The organism is Micrococcus sp. SL257 (genome assembly GCF_026625585.1).
GTDB lineage: Bacteria > Actinomycetota > Actinomycetes > Actinomycetales > Micrococcaceae > Micrococcus > Micrococcus luteus.
On the sequence record NZ_CP113053.1, the window covers coordinates 350,230 to 368,382 of the forward strand.

General features: G+C 72.3%; 13 protein-coding genes. 7 read left to right on the forward strand and 6 right to left on the reverse strand.

Annotated features, from left to right (window positions below):
• From OVA32_RS01620 to OVA32_RS01635, 4 genes are all read left to right on the forward strand, one after another.
• Positions 1-585: a protein jag gene (locus OVA32_RS01620; RefSeq protein ID WP_049145024.1), complete on the forward strand. Its 585-nt coding sequence runs from the start codon at positions 1-3 to the stop codon at positions 583-585.
• The gene (rsmG, locus tag OVA32_RS01625) at positions 578-1,303 is read left to right on the forward strand and encodes a 16S rRNA (guanine(527)-N(7))-methyltransferase RsmG (RefSeq protein WP_095353493.1); all 726 of its coding nucleotides are present in this window, start codon (positions 578-580) and stop codon (positions 1,301-1,303) included. Before OVA32_RS01620 ends, rsmG begins: the two co-directional genes overlap by 8 nt.
• 74 nt (positions 1,304-1,377) lie before the next feature.
• Complete coding sequence (locus OVA32_RS01630) at positions 1,378-2,322, forward strand: ParA family protein (RefSeq protein WP_036384450.1); 945 nt, start codon at positions 1,378-1,380, stop codon at positions 2,320-2,322.
• A 2,511-nt stretch (positions 2,323-4,833) separates the two neighbouring features.
• Positions 4,834-6,207, forward strand: coding sequence for a ParB/RepB/Spo0J family partition protein (locus OVA32_RS01635; protein WP_081097781.1), 1,374 nt, complete (start codon positions 4,834-4,836; stop codon positions 6,205-6,207).
• A 117-nt stretch (positions 6,208-6,324) separates the two neighbouring features.
• On the opposite strand, the gene trxA is transcribed toward OVA32_RS01635, so the two are convergent.
• The 5 genes from trxA to OVA32_RS01660 form a co-directional block, all read right to left on the reverse strand.
• Positions 6,325-6,714 (reverse strand): thioredoxin, encoded by a 390-nt coding sequence (gene trxA, locus OVA32_RS01640; RefSeq protein WP_324287923.1) that lies wholly within the window; start codon positions 6,712-6,714, stop codon positions 6,325-6,327.
• A 31-nt stretch (positions 6,715-6,745) separates the two neighbouring features.
• A complete protein-coding gene (gene trxB / locus OVA32_RS01645) occupies positions 6,746-7,747 on the reverse strand; it encodes a thioredoxin-disulfide reductase (protein ID WP_078025342.1) in 1,002 nt (333 codons plus the stop codon).
• 148 nt (positions 7,748-7,895) lie between these two features.
• Positions 7,896-10,094, reverse strand: coding sequence for a hypothetical protein (locus OVA32_RS01650; RefSeq protein ID WP_206481300.1), 2,199 nt, complete (start codon positions 10,092-10,094; stop codon positions 7,896-7,898).
• Positions 10,095-10,159: 65 nt separating this feature from the next.
• Positions 10,160-12,004: a murein biosynthesis integral membrane protein MurJ gene (gene murJ / locus OVA32_RS01655; protein ID WP_020621895.1), complete on the reverse strand. Its 1,845-nt coding sequence runs from the start codon at positions 12,002-12,004 to the stop codon at positions 10,160-10,162.
• 46 nt (positions 12,005-12,050) lie between these two features.
• A complete protein-coding gene (locus tag OVA32_RS01660) occupies positions 12,051-12,662 on the reverse strand; it encodes an NUDIX hydrolase (protein WP_041102508.1) in 612 nt (203 codons plus the stop codon).
• Between the two features lie 65 nt (positions 12,663-12,727).
• Between OVA32_RS01660 and OVA32_RS01665 the strand changes: the two genes are divergently transcribed.
• The 3 genes from OVA32_RS01665 to OVA32_RS01675 all read left to right on the forward strand — a co-directional run bounded on the left by OVA32_RS01665 (position 12,728) and on the right by OVA32_RS01675 (position 16,813).
• Complete coding sequence (locus OVA32_RS01665; RefSeq protein WP_078025344.1) at positions 12,728-14,179, forward strand: CCA tRNA nucleotidyltransferase; 1,452 nt, start codon at positions 12,728-12,730, stop codon at positions 14,177-14,179.
• Between the two features lie 52 nt (positions 14,180-14,231).
• On the forward strand, positions 14,232-14,531 hold the full coding sequence (locus tag OVA32_RS01670; RefSeq protein ID WP_002857801.1) for a DUF7218 family protein: 300 nt from the start codon (positions 14,232-14,234) through the stop codon (positions 14,529-14,531).
• A 143-nt stretch (positions 14,532-14,674) separates the two neighbouring features.
• Complete coding sequence (locus OVA32_RS01675) at positions 14,675-16,813, forward strand: acyltransferase family protein (protein ID WP_267714877.1); 2,139 nt, start codon at positions 14,675-14,677, stop codon at positions 16,811-16,813.
• Between the two features lie 106 nt (positions 16,814-16,919).
• Here the strand turns inward: OVA32_RS01675 and OVA32_RS01680 are convergent, their stop codons facing one another.
• Complete coding sequence (locus OVA32_RS01680; RefSeq protein ID WP_044659951.1) at positions 16,920-18,005, reverse strand: inositol-3-phosphate synthase; 1,086 nt, start codon at positions 18,003-18,005, stop codon at positions 16,920-16,922.
• Positions 18,006-18,153 lie beyond the last annotated feature (148 nt).

Consider the following 18,153-nt stretch of genomic DNA (forward strand, 5'->3'; position numbering starts at 1 on the left):
ATGTCCGCCGAGAACGTGACCCCGGCCCCCGAGGCCGAGGACGCCGTCGTCGAGACCCCCGCGGGCCAGGGCTCCCGCGTCGCGGAGCAGGACGATGCCGCCGTCTCGGAGGCGGTGCGCCGCCTCGAGGAGGAGGGCGACGTCGCCGCGGACTACGTCGAGGAGCTGCTCGACATCGCGGACCTGGACGGGGACATCGACATCGAGGTCCGCGACGGGCGCACGTACGTGTCCGTCGTCTCCGAGGACCACGACGAGCGCCTGGACGGCCTCGTCGGTCCCGACGGCCGCACCCTGGAGGCCCTGCAGGAGCTCGTCCGGCTGGCCGTGCTCGCCGCCACGGGGCACCGCTCCCGGCTGATCCTGGACGTCTGCGGGCACCGGGAGCGCCGCAACGTCGCCCTGCGCACCGCCGCCCAGGCGGCCGTCGAGCGCGTCCGCGCCGGCGAGGGTCCCGTGCACCTCGAGCCCATGGGCGCGTACGAGCGCAAGATCGTCCACGACGTCGTCGCGGACGCCGGCCTGACCTCCGAGTCGGAGGGCGAGGGCGCCCGCCGGCACGTGGTCATCTCCGCCGATGACTGAGCGGGGCTCGGCCTACGAGCGGCGCCCCGGGCTGGATCCGCGGGACCGGGGCGACCGTCCCGCACCCGTGGGACAGCCGGCACCGCCGCTGACCGATGCGCTGCGGCCGGCCGCCGTCGAGCTGTTCGGCGAGGCCCTCCCCCGGGCCGAGGCGTACGTGGCCCACCTGGCGGACACCGGCATCGAGTGGGGCCTGATCGGTCCGCGCGAGGCGCCCCGTCTCTGGGAGCGCCACGTCCTGAACTGCGCCGTGGTCGAGGAGCTCCTCCCGCAGGGTGCGCTCGTGGCCGACGTCGGCTCCGGTGCGGGCCTGCCCGGCCTGTGCCTCGCGCTCGCGCGCCCCGACTGCCAGTTCCTGCTCATCGAGCCGCTCGAGCGGCGCGTGGAGTGGCTGGACATGGTGGTCGCCGACCTCGGCCTGGAGAACGTGGACGTGATCCGCGGCCGCGCCGAGCAGGTCTCCGGGAACCTCGACGTCGACGTCGTGACCGCCCGCGCCGTGTCCGCGCTGAAGACCCTCGTGCCGCTGACCATGCCGATGCTGCAGGGCGCCGGGGAGCTGCTGGCCATCAAGGGCCGCTCCGCGGCCGACGAGATCGCCGCCGCCCGCAAGGTCCTGCGCAAGTATGGTGGTGCCGAGCCCGAGATCCTCACGGTGGGCGAGGGCCTGCTGCCCGAGACCACCACCGTCGTGCGCGTCAGCGCGCGTCCCCGCTGACCCCTCCCCCACCGGGACGGGACGGGCCGGGCGGCAGCAGATCCGCACACCCGCGACCCAGGAGGTAGAGCCGCATGGCGCAGGAGCAGGAGAGCCGGGGTGGGGCCTGGAGGGCCCTGCGCCAGAAGTGGACCGGCCGGACCGCCGAGAAGGGCGGCGCCGACGCCGAGGAGCCCGCGCGGCTCCAGCGGCGCCGTCTGACGCGCCCCGACCGCACCCGCGTGTTCACGACGTCCAACCAGAAGGGCGGCGTCGGCAAGACGACGACGACGGTCAACCTCGCCGCGGCCCTCGCCCGCGCGGGCATGCGGGTGATGGTGGTCGACATCGACCCGCAGGGCAATGCGTCCACCGCGCTGAACATCCCCCACACCGGAGACGTGGCCTCCGTGTACGACGTGCTCCTGGGCGAGATGGAGATCCAGGACGTCGTGCAGGACGCCCCGGACGTGGACGGCCTGCAGGTGGTGCCCGCGACGATCGACCTGGCCGGTGCCGAGATCGAGCTGGTCTCGCTGGTGGCCCGCGAACAGCGACTGTCTCGAGCGCTCGAGGCGTACACCGCCTGGCGCGAGGAGGACGGCCAGGAGCGGCTGGACTACGTGTTCATCGACTGCCCGCCGTCCCTGGGCCTGCTGACGGTCAACGCGTTCGTGGCGGCCGAGGAGGTGCTCATCCCGATCCAGGCCGAGTACTACGCCCTCGAGGGCCTCTCCCAGCTGCTCAAGAACGTGCAGATGATCCAGAAGCACCTGAATCCGCGCCTCCAGGTGAGCACCATCCTGCTGACGATGTTCGACGCGCGGACCAACCTCGCCGTGCAGGTGGCGGAGGAGGTCCGGACGCACTTCCCGGAGCAGCTGCTGAACACCGCGATCCCCCGCAACGTCCGCATCTCCGAGGCCCCCAGCTATCAGCAGACGGTGCTGACCTACGACCCGGCCTCGGCCGGCGCCGTGGCGTACCGGGAGGCGGCTGCAGAGATCGCCAGCCGCGGTGCCCCGGCCGTGAAGGGCTGACGCGCAGGCGACCCGCTGCTGCGGTCGCCGGATGGCGCTGCCGACGACGACGGAGCCCGCCGGAGGGAGCGATCCCCCGGCGGGCTTCGTCGTGAGTGAGTGCGGCCCGGGGGATGAGGGGTGAAAAGACAAGCGGAATCGCTGGGCATGGCGGACGGCCGTGTTTCACGTGAAACGGCCCTCTCTGAGGGTGCGCGCGTGGTGCCGCCGCGGCGGGACGATGGGGAGGGGTGCCCGTGGTCGACCGCTTCCGACAGACATGCCGCCCTCTCCTCCCCTGGGCCGAGCCCTCTGCCGCTCCGTCGTGGGCGGGGCGCATCTGTCGCCGGGCGTGGGGGTAGCAGGGGCGGCGACGCACGAAGTCACGGGGAGGACGGTTTTGCCCTGGAGCGGGACCGCGGCTGTGATGGCCGGCCGGCGGTGCACCGTGCGTTGAGGTGCGCCTCGGGAGCTGCGCGGTTCGTAGGGAACGTCCTGGCCGGCTGGTGCGGACGTGCAGGGCATGGCCCGTCCCTGCCCCTCAGGCGGGCTCGTGGCAGCCCCGAGAATGCAGCCGTCGAGCAGGCCGGGTGCCGTGGCTGGGTGCCCCCTCCCCCCACGTCAGACCTCCTCGCCGTCGGTGACGTGCAGGGAATCGGGGGCCAGAGCGGAGCTCGAGTCAGAGTGCCGTCGCGGGGGTGCGCGGCCGGTCTGTCAGTCAGCGTGTCCGAGAGGGCACGTGAGCGGCGAGGTGGTCTCCTGTGATTCGTCTGAGTTGGAGGGGCCGATTGGGGGCGCCTGAAGCTCAGTTCGGCTGTGCATTCCTGTGTGCGGAGAAAGAGAGCCTCCAGTGAGGAAGCGCGGTCGTGTGCCCCCAGTGTATACAGAGACAAGTGGTTGAGCTGGCCAACAAGCGTCTTGACGTGGTCACCAGCGAACGTCGATGTTGATATGTGGACAACATCTGTGGACAGTGTACGTCTAGGGTGTGCGGCCGTAGATGCCTCTGCGGTGCTGATGAGCCCTGCTCAGTCTCCTGTCGCGTCTGACGACTGGGCACGGGGACGGCGTGTGAATGGTGACTGCGGTGGAGGCCCCCCGGGAAGCCCGCGGCGGCTCCGTGCGGGATGGGGCGGGCCGTGTGGTTCTGTCTTGCAGCGACGTGGGAACCAGGGCGTCGAGTAATCGGCCGGTCGCCGGGGGTTTCACGTGAAACACGGTGGTTCCGCGCTCACCTAGCGTCGATCCCTGACCGCAGCTGTACGCGGATGGAGGCATTGAAGACCCAGTTTCCCCACGAGGCGGTCCTGAAACTTTGATGGGCGGCCTCAGCTGACAGGACGGATGGAGTCAGTGGGTGGGGTGGAGCGCCGGCCGCGTCACTGTACTGCCGCCCGTGACATCGGCGACCACATCGAGCAGTACTGTCAACGGCGGAAGTGGATGCTCGCTGCCCCGACATGCGACCCGCGACCCGGCGTTCCCTCCCAGCCGTTTCACGTGAAACTGAACGACCGGTGATCGGGGCTCACTAGATCGAGCCAGTACCATCAGCGACGCGGCAAGTCTGAACCTCTCAAGATATAGAGGACCCTGCGCACGCCGGCCTCGGGGTGCGACCCGCTGGTGGGCGAGCTTCCATGGATGAGCGCACGGTCGATTCTTCGAACGATACGTTTCACGTGAAACGAGCTTCGGGTGAAAGCGCCGTGCCGCGAGGTCACAATCCCAGGCGATCCAGGGAGCACACGATCCGTGCCGGGAGCGAGCTGACTGAGAATGGCGCAGGAATGTGGCACTGACTTGCGGGTGAGCGAGCACGTGGCCCACCCGAACTCATGTCGTACTTGGATGACAGACTCGTCCGTGTTTCACGTGAAACGCGGATGGTGAAGCAGCGTTCAATTCGTGAGCTGCGCGGGTGTGAGGAAGCACTGACGGCGAAGCGACGAGCAGGCCGAGCTCATCCGTTCGGCGATTCGAGTGTTCACATCACACCGAGGGGAAGTCGGACGAGTGCTTCGCTGCTGGTCCGCCATTGCGCGTCCGATGAAGCACATCATCATGCGGGTAGCCAGCGATCTGAGTACCGTCCGCACGGAGGGCTGATCGGCCCGGGAATACATGAAAAACAAACTGAACAACCGTGATTCTGATACCGCCCGCTCGTCGTCGCGGGCTCGCGTTTCATGTGAAACGAGTGAACCTCGAGAGGGAACATGAGGAGGTCTTGAGGATTGCAGCGGCACCCTTCCGAAGCGCCCCCACTCGGAGTGTTCCACGTGAAACACTCACGCTCGCGGCAGGTGCTGTCCGCGCGCCCGCATCCTGCCATCCGAGCCCAATGCGGACGTCTCACCCCAGAACCGAGGCCCGAACCTCGCCGCGCCCCTTGCACGTGTCAGGCCCTCGCGCGCCCCCCGGCGGTCAGGGCCAGAGCTCCTTGAGAAGTGTCTTCCCGCCGCCCGGGACCATCGAGACCAGGCCGCTCACCTACACTGATCGCAGACCCACTCACTGCAGGAGGACCCGTTGAAGACGAGCCGTCGAGGAGGCCTGGGGCGAGGCCTCGGCGCCCTGATCCAGAGCACTGTAGAAGCCCCGGAAGAGAACGCCGAGGCCTCCTCCCCGAGGGACTCTGCGGTGCCGGTGAAGAGCGGCCCGAAGGCTGCCGCGGCAGCGGAGGCAACCACGACATCGACGCGGAGCACCGCGACGACCGAGACGCCAGGGGAGTCCAACGAGCCCGCCCCGTCGGCCTCGCAGCGGAAGACCGCGGGCCGAACGACACAGGCCGGGAAATCAACGGCTGCGACTGGCCGGAACGCCACGTCCGCCACGAAGGCAGGGCCCACCTCGTCGAAGCGTGCCTCGCGACCCGCGCAGCGTCCCGTCGACGTGTTCTTCTCCGCAGACTCCGAGGATGCACCCGCGGCGCGGCCGACCAAGGGGCGTCCGGCCATGCCGACGGTGAAGGCGCCCAGCAAGCGTGCCACCTCCGCGACGTCGTCGAGGAAGGAACCGGCGGACTCGACCGCGGACCCCGTCGCGACCGAGGGGACCGTGTCCGCGGACATCGCGGTCCTGCGGGAGATCCCGGTGGGGGACATCCACCCCAACCCGCGGCAGCCGCGTGAGGTGTTCGACGAGGACCACATGGCGGAACTGGTCACCTCGATCCGCGAGGTCGGCATCCTGCAGCCGATCGTCGTGCGCGAGGTGGACGGCCCCACCCCCTACGAGCTGATCATGGGCGAGCGCCGGTGGCGCGCCACCCAGAAGGCGGGTCTGGACACCATCCCGGCGATCGTCCGCCAGACCCCGGACCAGGACCTCCTGCGGGACGCCCTGCTGGAGAACCTGCACCGCTCCCAGCTGAACCCGCTCGAAGAGGCCGCCGCCTACCAGCAGCTCATGGAGGACTTCGCCTGCACGCAGGAGGAGCTCTCCCAGCGCATCGGCCGCTCCCGTCCGCAGATCTCCAACACGCTGCGGCTGCTCAAGCTGCCGCCCCTCGTGCAGCGTCGCGTGGCCGCCGGCACGCTCTCGGCCGGCCATGCGCGTGCGCTGCTCGGTCTCACGGACCCGTCGGACATGGAGCGTCTGGCGCAGCGGATCCAGTCGGAGGGCTTGTCCGTCCGGGCCACGGAGGAGGCTGTCGCGCAACTGCAGGGCGGGCTCCGGCCGGGCCGCACGCCGCGGCGCAGCACGGACGACGCCCGCCACGAGCGCCTGGACCACTACGCCACCGCGCTCACCAGCCGCCTGGACACCGCCGTAAAGATCACCCTCGGCGCGCGCAAGGGCCGCATCGCCATCGACTTCACCACCGTGGAGGACCTGAACCGCATCATGGACCTCATTCAGGACGGCGAGGACGGCAAGGGGAAGGGCAAGAAGTCCTGATCCGGACCTCCCGCGGACGGCGTCCACGGGCACCCGCCGCTTGTCCTGAAGATCGACGCGCGACGGCCCCGCCACCCTCTCGGGTGGCGGGGCCGTCGTGGTGAGTGGGGGAGGGGCTCAGCCGAGCAGGGCCGAGAACTCCTTCTCCAGCGCGGCCTTGGGCTTGGCGCCCACGGACTCGACGACCTTCTCGCCGTTCTGGAAGCCCACGACGAGCGGGATGGAGGTGACGCCGTAGCGCGCGGCGATGGCCGGGTTCTCGTCCACGTTGAGCTTGGCGATCACGGCCTTGCCCTCGTGCTCCACGGCCATGTCCTCCAGGACGGGCCCGAGCATGCGGCACGGGCCGCACCACTCGGCCCAGAAGTCCACGAGGACGGGCAGCTCGGACTGGAGGACCTTCTGGTCGAAGTCGGCGTCGGTGACGGTGATGGTGCTCATGGCAGCCTCCTGGGGTTTGTTCTGTGTCTGACGAGGGTGGACAGGGGTGTTATCGACATGATTCATGACGCTCCGTCAGGGGTCATGAGTCAGTGGCTCATGCCGGGTTCGCGTCCGACTCCGGGCCGGCCGGCGCGGCCTCCTCCACATCGGCCACGGTCGCGAGGTAGTGCTCCACGTCCTGGGCGGCCACGCAGCCCGAGCCGGCGGCGGTGACGGCCTGGCGGTAGGTGTGGTCCGTGACGTCGCCGGCGGCGAAGACGCCCGGCTGGGAGGTCCGCGAGGACGGATGGTCGATGCGGATCGTGCCGTGCTCCGTGAGCTCCACCTGGCCCTGCACCAGGTCCGTGCGCGGGTCCTGGCCGATGGCGACGAACAGGCCGGTCACGTCCAGCGTGGACGCCTCGCCGGTGCGGGTGTCCCGCAGGCGGAGGGTGTTGACCTTGTCGTCACCCGTCACCTCCGTGACCTCGGTGTTCCAGCGGAACTCGATCTTCTCGTTCTCCATGGCCCGGTGGGCCATCACCTTGGAGGCGCGCAGCTCGTCCTTGCGGACCAGCACGGTCACCTTGGACGCGAACTTCGTGAGGAACAGGGCCTCCTCCATGGCGGAGTCGCCGCCGCCCACGACCGCGATCTCCTGCTCGCGGAAGAAGAAGCCGTCGCACGTGGCGCACCAGCTGACGCCGTGGCCGGAGAGGCGCTCCTCGCCGGGAACGCCGAGCTTCCGGTAGGCGGAGCCGGTCGTGAGGATGACCGCGTGGGTGCGCAGCTGGGTGCCGTCGCCGAGCGTGAGCACCTTGGGGTTCGACGTCAGGTCGGCCTGCACGACGTCGTCGTAGACCACCTCCGTGTTGAACCGGCGGGCCTGGGCCTCGAGGTTCGCCATCAGCTCGGGCCCCTGCACACCCTCCGGGAAGCCCGGGAAGTTCTCCACCTCGGTGGTGTTCATCAGCTCGCCGCCCGCGGTCACCGCCCCGGCCACCAGGACCGGGGAGAGCTCGGCGCGGGCGGTGTAGATCGCCGCGGTGTATCCGGCGGGGCCGGATCCGACGATCACGACGTTGTGGACGCTCTGGTCCTGGGCGGTGGGGGCCACGGGTTCCTCCAGTGGATCGGGGTGGTGGACGCTCCTCCAGGACAACGGCGGAGCCACGGGCGGGTATTCCGCGGTGCCGGGGCCGCGGTGCGACGACGTCCGGCGACGGCGGCCGGAAGGTCCGGCGCGCCGTCGCCCGGGCGCGGGGTCAGCGGACGGCGATCTCGCCGAGGCGCAGGCCGAACGGGAGGTCCGACGTCGTGCCCTCCAGCTGGGGCAGCGAGGTGAGGCTGACGATCACGTACTCGGCCTCGGCCTCGGTGCCCTCGAACGGCACGGGGATGGAGACGGTGTCCTGGTCGAAGGTGCCGTTGCCGATCTCCTTGGCGTTCGCGCCCTCGGGGGAGTCGGCGATGTAGGCGAACCAGGCGCCACCGGTGGCCCCCGTGCTCTGCAGGGTCACCTCGTTCACCTCGGTGCGCTCCTCGAGCTGGACCACGAGGTTCATGCTCTCCACATAGCCGCCGAAGTTCGGCCGTGCGTAGGCGAAGGTGCGCCACACGGTGGTGGGGTCGCCGTCGATGAGGTTGCTCAGGTCCGCGTCGTGCTCGGCCTCGTGCTCCGGCAGGTCCGGCACCGAGCGCAGGGCCTGGACGGGCTGCGGGGCGGCCGCGGCGCTCTCGCTGGACGGGGTGGGGGAGGGGCTGGTGCTCTCCGACGGCGACGGGGTGTCCGATGCGGACTCGGACGACGCAGACTCAGACTCGGACGACGCGGCCTGCGGCGCCGGCCCGCCGCGCAGGTTCTGGGCCAGCAGCACCCCGCCCACGACGAGTGCGGCCAGCAGGCCGAGCACGAGGAGCAGGGCCAGCGGACCGCCGCCGCGCGTGCGGCCGTGGCCGTCGCCCGGGTCGGCCACCGTGGCGCCGTCGCCGCCCCCGGTGGTGGCCGGGGCGGCCTGGGCATCCGGAGCCGCGGCGGCGGCCGTCGAACCGGCAGCCGCCGCGCCTGCTGCCGTTGCGACCCCGGCCCCGGCAGCCACCGGCGCCGCCGTGCCGCGGGACTCCTCGTGGGCGGTCGGCGCGGACTCGGCCACGATCGCTCGGCGGGGGACGGGGCGCTGGCGCCGCACGGGGATCGCCTCGGTGTCCGGGGCGACCGGCTCCGGCGCGTCGGTCTTCTCGGCCGCCACGGGCTCGACGGGCTCGACGGGCTCGACGGGCGGCGTGGCCCCGTCGGCATCGGCGTCGGTGGTCTGCGCGGCGGCGGCCCCCGCCGCGACAGCCGGGAGTGCGGCGGTGCCCGCCTGGGCCTCGCGCTTCTCAGCTTCGCGCTCCGCGGCCTCGCGTTCCTGGGCCGCGCGCTTCTCAGCCTCGCGCTCCGCGGCCTCCCGGGCCCGCTCCTCCTCGGCACGACGGCGGGCCTCGGCCCGGCGCTCGAGCTCGCGGCGCTCGGCCTCCTCCCGCTCCGCGGCCAGCCGGGCCTGCTCGGCCTCCCGCTCGCGCGCGGCCCGCTCCTCAGCCTCCTGCTCCGCCTGGCGACGGGCGCGCTCGGCCTCGGCGCGGCGCTCCTCCTCGGCACGCTCCTCCGCCTCCCGACGTTCGCGTTCTGCGCGTTCGGCGGCTTCCTTGCGCTCCCGCTCGGCCCGCTCCGCGGCCTCCCGTTCGGCGCGGGCCTTCTCCTCGGCCTCCTTGCGCTCGCGTTCTGCGCGCTCGGCGGCCTCCTTGCGCTCCCGCTCGGCGCGCTCGGCGGCCTCCTTGCGCTCCCGCTCGGCGCGCTCGGCGGCCTCCCGCTCCGCCCGCTCGCGCTCCTCCTGCTGCTTCCGGGTGGCGGCGTCCGCCGCGGCCAGGGCCGACGCCCCGGCGGCCGCCTTCGCCGCGGTGCCGTCGGAGGGACGGACCCGCTCGGCGAGGCGCTCGGAGAGGCGGTTCAGGAACCCGGGACGACGCTGGGCCTCGTCCTCGTCCGCGCGGAGCCGGCGGTCGAGGTCGGTGTAGTACGCCTCGTCGTCGTCGTAGGCGTGGGGGTCTCCGGTCCGCGACTCGCCGAACAGCTCGGAGCCGAGGCTGTCCGTCTGGAACGGCTCCACGTACAGCTCCTGCGGGTACGCCAGACCCAGCAGGACGTCCGGGTCGGGGTCCCCGCCGGCGATCAGGTACGTGCGGCCCTCCGACAGGCCCAGGTCGAGCACCTGCACGTCGTCGGTGCGCTCGCCCGTGGCCAGCTCCCGCGCGGACGAGGCCACCTGCGTGGCGTTCTCACGTGAGGCCACGAGCACGGTGACGCGGCGGTTGAGCACCTGGTCCGTGCCCAGGAACACCATGTCCTGGTCCGCGGACGTCACCACGTGCTGGGTGATGCGATAGCGGCCGCCCAGGACGGCGCCGACGGCGATGGGCTGGGGCACGGGCTCTTCTCCTGACGACGGGGTCGGAATCCGATGATACGTGGCGTGGCCGTCGCGGCCAGAGATCAGCCGACGCGCAGCAGACGACCCAGCGCCGGCACGCGGGCGACGAGCGGCCGGAGGGCGTCGTCCAGCTCGGGGAACCGCATGGCCCGCAGCACCATCAGGTACACCGGACCCATCGCCACGGCCGCCACCGCGCACGTGAGCAGCGCCGTCCCGATGGAGTTCCACGCGAACCCGCCGGTGTACCCGCCCAGCAGCCACACGACGACCGCGCCCGCGGCCGCCGCGGCCAGCGCGGCCAGGCCGGTCTGGACGTGGGCACGCAGCACGGATGCGAGGCCGTAGTCCCCGAACCGGCGCACGGTGAGCACATGGGTCAGGACGAACTGGTACACGTACGAGACGGACGAGGCGACCGCGACCCACAGGGCCATGGACCACAGCGGCAGCAGCATCGCGCCCGCCCACGAGAGCAGCAGCATCAGGAGCGAGCCGCTGACCTGGACCACCATCGGCACCTTGGCGTCCTCGGCGGCGTAGAACACGCGCAGCAGGTAGAAGGAGCCCGAGCGGAACGGGATGGACAGCGCCAGCGCGAGCAGGACCGAGCCCACCGCGACGCCGGCCACCATCGCCGTCTCGGCCGTCGAGCCGAAGACGCGGCCCAGGGGGCCCGCCAGGACCACCACGCCGGCGAGGCAGAACATCAGCGGCACGGTGAACGCGCGCAGACCCTGCGCCGTCGTGCGCCGCACCGCGGACATGTCCTGGCGGCCCATGGCGCGGGCCAACCGGTTGAAGAGCACGGTGGCCAGGGAGAGCACGAACACCGAATGGGGCAGCACGGCCATCAGCATCGCCATGTTGTACGCGGCCACACCGGGGATGGCCGCCTGCGCCATCTCGGCGCTCCAGGTCTCCGTGCCGGGGATGCGCAGCTCGCCGCGGTCGCGGGCCTCCGTGGCGGAGGTGACGTACCGCTGGCACAGCAGGAGCACCACGTTCGTGGCGACCATCGTGATCAGGGTGTACCCGGCGATCCGGCCGGTGTCCCGCAGGCCGATGCCCTTCCAGCCGAACCGCGGGCGCAGACCCAGGCCGAGCCCGCGCAGCGGCAGGAAGAGGATCACGGCCTGCAGCACGACGCCCAGGGTGTGGCCGCCGGCCAGCACGACCGTCTGTGCGCTCGTCCACCCGGCGAGGTCGTCCCCGGCCCGGTACGCCCCGAACATGCCCAGGTACAGCACGATCGCGCCGATCGCGACGACGTTGTTCAGCACCGGCGCCCACATGTAGGCGCCGAAGCGCCCGTTGGCGTTGAGCACCTGCCCCACCAGCGCGTACATGCCGTAGAAGAACACCTGGGGCAGACACCACAGGGCGAACACGGTGGCCATCTCGAGCTTCTCCGGCGACCAGCCGCGGGTCAGGGCCGTCATGAGCGGGGCTGCCGCCAGCATGACCACCACCGTGCCGGCGAGCATCACGAGCGTGCCGAGCGTCATCAGGCGGGAGGTGTAGTCCGCGCCCCGGTCGGCGTCGCGGGCGTGCTTGATCAGCTGCGGCACGAGCACGACGTTGAACACGCCGCCCACCAGGAGCAGGTAGATCACGTTCGGCAGGGAGTTGGCGATCTCGAAGATGTCGGCCATGTCCGCGGACAGGCCGATCGCCACCGTCACCAGCGTCGCACGGACGAGGCCCAGCACGCGGGAGAGGAGCGTGCCGGAGGCCATGATCGCGGTGGACCGGCCGGCGCGGCGCTCGCCCTCGGGGGTCTCGTCCGCGGGGTCCACGGCGGCCGGATCCGTGGCGGGGGCGGGGTCCGTCGTCGTCGGCTCCTCGTCGGCGACGCCGGCGTGGGCGGGGTCCTGCGCTCGGCGCGGGGCGGGTCTGCTGCTCAAGGGTCACCCAATCGTGGTCGGAAGGCCCCGTGCCGGGGGCGGTGGATCAGGGGCGGGGGCCCCGGGCACCGCCCGGGGGGAAGTGCTGGTCGACCACCTGGCGGGCCAGGTCGACGATCCGGCGCTCGTTGGCGAAGGAGAGGCGGCGCGCGACGTCCTCGAGGCGCACCCATGCGACGTCCACGGCCTCGTGGTCCGGGTCGTTCTCCGTGGTCAGCTCGCCGCCCGTGGCGCGCAGCAGGAAGTGGTGCACGGTCTTGTGGACGCGGTGCCGGGCGACCGTGAACCAATAGTCGATCGCGCCGAGCGGCTCGAGGATGTGGCCGGCGATCCCGGTCTCCTCCTCCACCTCGCGCACGGCCGCTTGCCGGTGGTCCTCCTCGCCCTCGGGATGGCCCTTGGGCAGGCACCACTCGAGCCGGCCACCGCGGTTGTAGCGGGCGATCACGGCCACCTCGAGGCCGCCGTCATGCTCGCGGACGATGACGCCGCCGGCGGAGACCTCCTCCACCGTGGGCAGGGAGGCGGCTGCGGCGGAACGGGGTCCCGCGGGGGCCGGGGTGACGGGGCGCAGAGGCGGCTGCGGCCGGCGACGCCACGCCCCCAGCGCGGAGGGCAGGGGGGCGCCCCGGTGCGCGGAGGGATCGGGGCGGGTCATGCCGTCAACTCTAGCCCGGCCCGCGCGGGCCCGTGCCGGGACCGTCTGGCACCCTTGTAGGCATCATGGATCTGACCACCGCCACCCACGCGCTGCCCCCCGGCTTCCCCGCGGACGCCACCCTGCCCGCCGTCGTCGTGGAGCTGGGGCGGAGGTTCGAGGCCGCCGGCCACGAGCTCTCCCTGGTGGGCGGCCCGGTCCGCGACCTCTTCCTGGGACGGCCGTCGCCGGACCTGGACTTCACCACGGACGCCGACCCGGACGCGTCCGAGGCCGTCGGCGCCGGCTGGGCGGACGCCACGTGGGACGTGGGACGGCGGTTCGGGACCATCGGCTTCCGCAAGGCCGGCTGGCAGCTCGAGGTCACCACCTACCGGGCCGAGCAGTACGACCCGGCCAGCCGCAAGCCGCAGGTGGCCTTCGGCGACAGCCTCGAGGACGACCTGCTGCGCCGCGACTTCACCGTCAACGCCATGGCCCTGCGCCTGCCCGCCCTCGAGCTCGTGGACCCCTTCGGCGGCATGCGGGACCTGCACGCCGGCGTGCTGCGCACCCCCGGCACCCCTGAGGACTCCTTCTCCGACGACCCGCTGCGCATGATGCGCGCCGCCCGCTTCGCCTCCCAGCTCGGCTTCGCCGTGGCCCCCGAGGTGGAGCAGGCCATGACCGCGATGGCCGAGCGGATCACGATCATCTCCGCCGAACGCGTCCGCGAGGAGCTCGTCAAGCTCGTGTGCGGTGCGCACCCGCGCGCCGGCCTCGACCTGCTCGTGCGCACCGGCCTGGCCGACCACGTCCTGCCCGAGCTGCCCGCCCTGCAGCTCGAGTCGGACGAGCACCACCGCCACAAGGACGTCTACGCCCACTCCCTGACCGTGCTGGAGCAGGCCATGGAGCTGGAGGGCGAGTACGCGCCGTCGACCCCCGACCCCGTGCTGCGCCTGGCGGCGCTGCTGCACGACGTCGGCAAGCCGGCCACGCGCCGCTTCGAGAAGGGCGGGGCCGTCACCTTCCGGCACCACGAGACCGTGGGCGCCAAGCTCGTCCGCAAGCGGCTGCGCGCCCTGAAGTTCGACAACGACACGATCAAGGCGGTGGCCCGCCTGGTGGAGCTGCACATGCGGTTCTACGGCTACGGCGACGCCGGCTGGACCGACTCCGCCGTCCGCCGGTACGCCCACGACGCCGGCGACCTGCTGCCCCGCCTGCACGCGCTGACCCGCTCGGACGTGACCACCCGCAACCGGCGCAAGGCCGAGCGGCTGGCCCACGCGTACGACGACCTCGAGCGGCGCATCGCCGAGATCACCGAGGCCGAGGAGCTCGCCGCCGTGCGGCCGGACCTGGACGGGCAGCAGATCATGGCGCTGCTGGGGATCCGCCCGGGCCCGGTGGTGGGCCGGGCGTACACCCACCTGCTCGAGTGGCGCCTGGACGAGGGGCCGCACGAGCCGGCCGAGGCCGAGGCGGAGCTGCGGCGCTGGTGGGCCGAGCAGCCGGAGGCCCAGCAGGACTGAGGCGGCGCGGCGGACCTTCCACCCGTCGTCGGGCCGGGACCACACTGGCCGCATGGCTGAGAAGAAGACCGAGAAGAACGGCGCCCCCATGGGCCCCGGCACCTCCAACATCAAGGACCCCGAGGTCTACGAGGCGCTGCGCCGCGAGGGCGCGAGCGAGGAGAAGGCCGCGCGGATCGCCAACGCGTCCGCCCGGGACGGCCGGGACGAGGTCGCCGAGCGCGGCGGCGAGGCCGGCTCCTACGAGGATTGGACCAAGGACGAGCTCGCGAAGCGGGCCCGCGAGCTCGACATCGAGGGCCGCTCCACCATGACCAAGGACGAGCTCATCGAGGCGCTGCGGAACCACTGACCGGCGCCCGCCCCCCGCTTCCGGGGCGGAAACCGGTGCTTTGGGAGCGGAATACCGCCGGAAACCGCCCCCAACGCGGTGGGGCGGGTGGGGATAGCCGGAGGCTTTGGCCCATCCAGGTCCGGATGGGATGATCGACCGCTATGAGTTCCGACCAGCGCACCGCGTCCGCGCCCCGCCATGCCCTGCCGCCCCAGGACGGCGTGCCCGCCGTCAAGGTCGGCACGCGGGTCAGTCGCGGCCCGGGCCGGGTGACCGCCCTCGACGGGCTGCGGGGGATCGCGGTGCTCGCCGTGCTCGTCTTCCACGCCTGGCCCACCTTCCTGCGCGGCGGGTTCGTGGGTGTGGACATGTTCTTCGTGCTCTCCGGCTTCCTCATCACCACCGGCCTGGTCCGTGGTGTGGACGCGGGCCGGGGCGTGGCGCTGGGCACCTTCTGGATGAAGCGCGTCCGACGCCTCATCCCGGCCATGCTGATGGCGCTCGTGGGCACCACCGCGCTCGCGTGGCTGGCGGTGGACGAGTTCCCCGCGGGCCTGGGTCGCCAATGGTTCGGCGCCCTGACCTACACCAGCAACTGGGTGATGATCCTCGAGGGCGGGGACTACTTCAACCGCGCCTCGCCGCCTCTGTTCGAGCACCTGTGGTCCCTGGCGATCGAGGAGCAGTTCTACATCCTCTGGCCCCTGCTCCTCTGGGGGCTGCTCCTGCTCACCTGGCCGCCGCGCAGCACGGTGAACTCGGGGCGGGTGGCGGACCGACGTCGTATCCTCGCGGTCGCGGTCGCGGCCGTGGCCTCCGCGGCGTGGATGGCCTGGGGCTCGTGGCACGGGTTCGAGCAGGCCCGCCTCTACTTCGGCACGGACACCCACGCCTTCGGCCTGCTGTTCGGCGCGTGCGTGGCGATCGGCCTGGCCCATGTGCCCCGGCCCGAGCACGGCGGCCCCGAGCCGCGGACCTCGGCCACGCGGGTGGCTGTCGCGTGGGGCGCCGTCGCGGTGCTCGCGGCGGGCTTCGCCCTGGTCGACGGCGGCCACGCGAGCACGTACCGCGGAGTGCTGGCGGGCCTGTCCGCCGTCGTCGCGTTCATCGTCTGGCACGTGGTGCAGGGCGACCGGCGCGACTCGCTCTCTCGCGCGCTGGGCAACGGGTTCCTGCGCTGGTGGGGGCGCCGCTCCTACGCCGCGTACCTGTGGCACTGGCCGCTGCTCGTGATCATGCGCGTGATGGTGCCCGTGGACGCCCCCGGGTGGGTCGAGCCCGTGGCCGCCGGCGCGATCCTGCTGCTGACCGCCCTGATCGCCGACCTGAGCACCCGGCTGATCGAGGAGCCCATCCTCCACGAGGGGTTCAGGGGTGCCTTCGGTCGCTGGGGCGCAGCCGCTCGGCGGGCGTTCACGGGCGGGGCCGGGCCGATCGGCCAGCTCGCGGCCGCCGCCACGGCGCTGGGGCTCGTGGCCGTCCCCGCGGCGGCCGTGGCCGCCGTGGTGCATTCGCCCGCGCAGACTCAGCTCGAGCAGGACATCGCCCAGGCGGAGGAGTCCCTCAAGGCCGCCGAGGCGGCGCAGCAGGCGGCCCGCGAGTCCCGCGCGGCGGAGCAGTCGAAGCGGGCCGAGGCGTCGGCCTCGGCCTCGCCCGGCTCGGCCGCCCCCGGGGACGCGGAGGGCTCCGCCGGCGCGACGTCCTCGCCCGGATCGTCCGCCGAGCCGTCCGGGCTCGGGCTCGGCGACCCGGCCGTCACACGCCCCACGTACTCCAAGGAGCAGCTCACCGCGGCCCTGCCGCCGTCCGAGCTCGGCCCGGACGTCACCCTGATCGGCGACTCCGTCTCGCTCTCGGCCGCGCCCACGCTCCTGGAGCAGCTGCCGGGGATGCTGCTCGAGGCGGAGGTGGGCTACCAGATCTGGGACGCCGCGGACGAGATCGAGAAGCTCAAGGCGGACGGCCAGCTGAGCGACGTCGTCGTGGTGGCCCTGGGCGCCAACGGCACCACCCACCGGGGCGACTGGGAGAAGATCCTGGCGGCCGTCGGCGAGGACCGGCTGCTCGTGCTCGTGGTGCCGCACGGCCCGATGGACTGGATCGCGGACGTGCAGGTGCAGATGGAGGCGCAGGCCAAGGCCCACCCGGACCGGATCGTCCTGGCGGACTGGGACGCCGCGGCGAAGCAGCACGTCACGGACTTCTCCGCCGACGGCGTGCACCCCCGCGCCGACGGCCAGGCCATGTACGCCCAGCTCGTCCGGCTCACCATCGAGGACCGGCTCGGCGCGCGGCGCTGAGCGCGGTGGCCGGGGCGGCACGCGCCCCCACGACGACGCCGGCCCGTCACCTCCACGGGGAAGGTGACGGGCCGGCGTCGTGCGCGGTCCGCGGGGACCGGGCTGGTCAGCGCTCGATGTCGCCGCGGATGAAGGCCTCCACGAGCTCGTGCGCCGCGTCGTCGTTGTGCTGCACGGGCGGGGACTTCATGAAGTAGGACGAGGCCGAGAGGATCGGCCCGCCGATGCCGCGGTCCAGGGCGATCTTCGCGGCGCGCACGGCGTCGATGATCACGCCGGCCGAGTTGGGGGAGTCCCACACCTCGAGCTTGTACTCGAGCGAGACGGGGGCGTCGCCGAAGTTGCGGCCCTCGAGGCGCACGAACGCCCACTTGCGGTCGTCGAGCCAGGCCACGTAGTCGGACGGGCCGATGTGCACGTCCTTCTCGCCCAGCTGCGCGGAGGTGTTGGAGGTGACGGCCTGCGTCTTGGAGATCTTCTTGGACTCCAGGCGCTCACGCTCGAGCATGTTCTTGAAGTCCATGTTGCCGCCCACGTTGAGCTGGTAGGTGCGGTCCAGGGTGACGCCGCGGTCCTCGAACAGCTTGGCCATCACGCGGTGGGTGATGGTGGCGCCGATCTGGGACTTGATGTCGTCGCCCACGATCGGCACACCCGCGGCGGTGAACTTCTCGGCCCACTCCGGGGTGCCGGCGATGAACACGGGCAGGGCGTTCACGAACGCGACGCCGGCGTCGATCGCGGCCTGGGCGTAGTGCTCGGTGGCCCGCTGCGAGCCGACGGGCAGGTAGCAGACCAGCACGTCCACCTTCGCGTCGCGGAGGGCCTGGGCCACGTCCACGGGCTCGGCCTCCGACTCCTCGATGGTCTCGGCGTAGTACTTGCCGAGGCCGTCCAGGGTGGGGCCGCGCTGGACGGTGACGTCCGCGTGGGGCACGTCCGCGATCTTGATGGTGTTGTTCTCGGAGGCGGTGATGGCCTCGGACAGGTCGAGGCCGACCTTCTTCGCGTCCACGTCGAACGCGGCCACGAACTCGAGGTCGGACACGTGGTAGTCGCCGAACTGCACGTGCATCAGGCCTGGGACCGTGTCCGTGGCCTTCGCCTCGCGGTAGTACTCCACACCCTGGATGAGGGATGTTGCGCAGTTGCCCACGCCGGCGATGGCGACGCGGATGGGGTTGGTGGCCACGGTCTGGTTCTCTCCTCGACTGTCCGGAACGGGTGCGGGCACGCGGGGCGCGCACAGGGGGCCCACACCGTTCGGCGGGGCGCTCACCCGGGGATCAACCCCGCCAGTCTACGACCGACGACGGCGGCCCCGCCCGTCCGGTGTCCGG